We start from the raw sequence: 1,311 nt of genomic DNA, 5'->3' as shown, positions 1-1,311 counted from the left end.
CTGCTGGTTCAGGAGCAAATAATAATACTGAAGGAGACCCTATAGATTTAGGCCTTATGAATTCTATGTTGATAGTAGGATTTGTGGGATTAATTATCACCGGTGCTGTGATGGTTTATGTGACAGCAGGTGCAATATTAATGCTTAATCATGTGTTTTTAGTTCTAATGTTAATGATTGGACCAGCTTTTATAGTTATGGCTGCCTATAAACCTACTAGAGAATATGCTAAAAAATGGATGTCTAGAGTTTTAGCTATAGCTTTGACTATAGCTATATGTTCAGCGATTACTGCGTTTATCTTATTTATACAAAAAGATGTAACAGCACAAATGTGTAAAGCAACCGGGTCTTTGCAACACTCATTTATGCTAAAAGCTCAAGCTGCTGGTGCTAGCACAGAAGGATTTTCAGAAGTTAAAACCACAATGGATTTAGAGTTCAGAATGCTACAGGCTAAATTAGTTGCGGCAGGATTGACTAATGCTATTGGTGGTGGAGGTAGTCAGGGAGCGAGTCAATCTACTGCTGCAGTCAAATTAGTCGAAGAAATTATTCAGGGCTGTAATGAAGGTACTGGTAATAGTGGTTCAGGATCAACCGAGAGTGATGCTGGCGTTAATATTATGTTCCAAGCGATTCAATATTTAATTATTTGTTTGATCTTGAATCGCCTAGTTTCAGAGTCAGCAAATGTTGCGGGTGCTATTGTTAATTCATCAGGCCTAACAACAGGAACATCACAGGAAGTTTCAGGCGGTGCACAGGGAATGTCTGGTCGATTAGGGGCTGGAGGAACGAATAGTGCTCCTGGAGCAGGTAAGATGGGATAATATTTTATTTATCATAGGTATGAATCATTATGAAAATTTTTTATAAAAAAATATTTTTACTTTTTTTGCTGGCTAATATATTTAATAGTGCACATGCCCAGAAATATTGGGGGGCTATGTATATTGATTTGAATACTGGTATTGCAGGAGGATCGTATGATGCAGGTTCTTCAAATTCCGCCCAAAATACTGCATTGAAGTCATGTCAGTTAAAACATAAAGGGCAAAAAAATTCCTGTCAGTTTGTAAGTACATTTTATAATGGCTGCCTTTCAATTTATTGGGCTACTAATAAAAAAGCGGGCTGGGGATTTGATGATTTTGGGCCGCACAATGCTAAAGCTAGAGGAGCAAAAGCATGTCATGAAAATAATGGAAAAAATTGTAAAGAAGCATTGACCATTTGCACAACGAGGTATTACTAATATAGAAATGATTATTTGAAAAAGGCTTTATATATGAGTCTTTTTAAACTAAT

The 1,311-nt window shown here is 36.6% G+C and carries 2 protein-coding genes; both read left to right on the top strand.

Features of this window, described 5'->3' with window-relative positions; genetic code table 11:
• The coding region (locus BZK16_RS13865; protein WP_143691207.1) for a type IV secretion system protein at positions 1–833 on the top strand (833 nt) is incomplete at its 5' end.
• A 29-nt stretch (positions 834–862) separates the two neighbouring features.
• A complete protein-coding gene (locus BZK16_RS13860; protein WP_077929467.1) occupies positions 863–1,258 on the top strand; it encodes a DUF4189 domain-containing protein in 396 nt (131 codons plus the stop codon).
• Positions 1,259–1,311: the final 53 nt, after the last annotated feature.

Source organism: Wohlfahrtiimonas populi, assembly GCF_002006795.1.
Classification (GTDB): Bacteria; Pseudomonadota; Gammaproteobacteria; order Cardiobacteriales; family Wohlfahrtiimonadaceae; genus Wohlfahrtiimonas; species Wohlfahrtiimonas populi.
Note: the sequence above shows the minus strand (reverse complement) of the source record. Positions and strands in the feature narration are given on the sequence as shown.

Bases quoted from the DNA above. Each gene is read 5' to 3' on its own strand.
- BZK16_RS13860 (WP_077929467.1), top strand. From the start codon at position 863: ATGAAAATTTTTTATAAAAAAATATTTTTACTTTTTTTGCTGGCTAAT.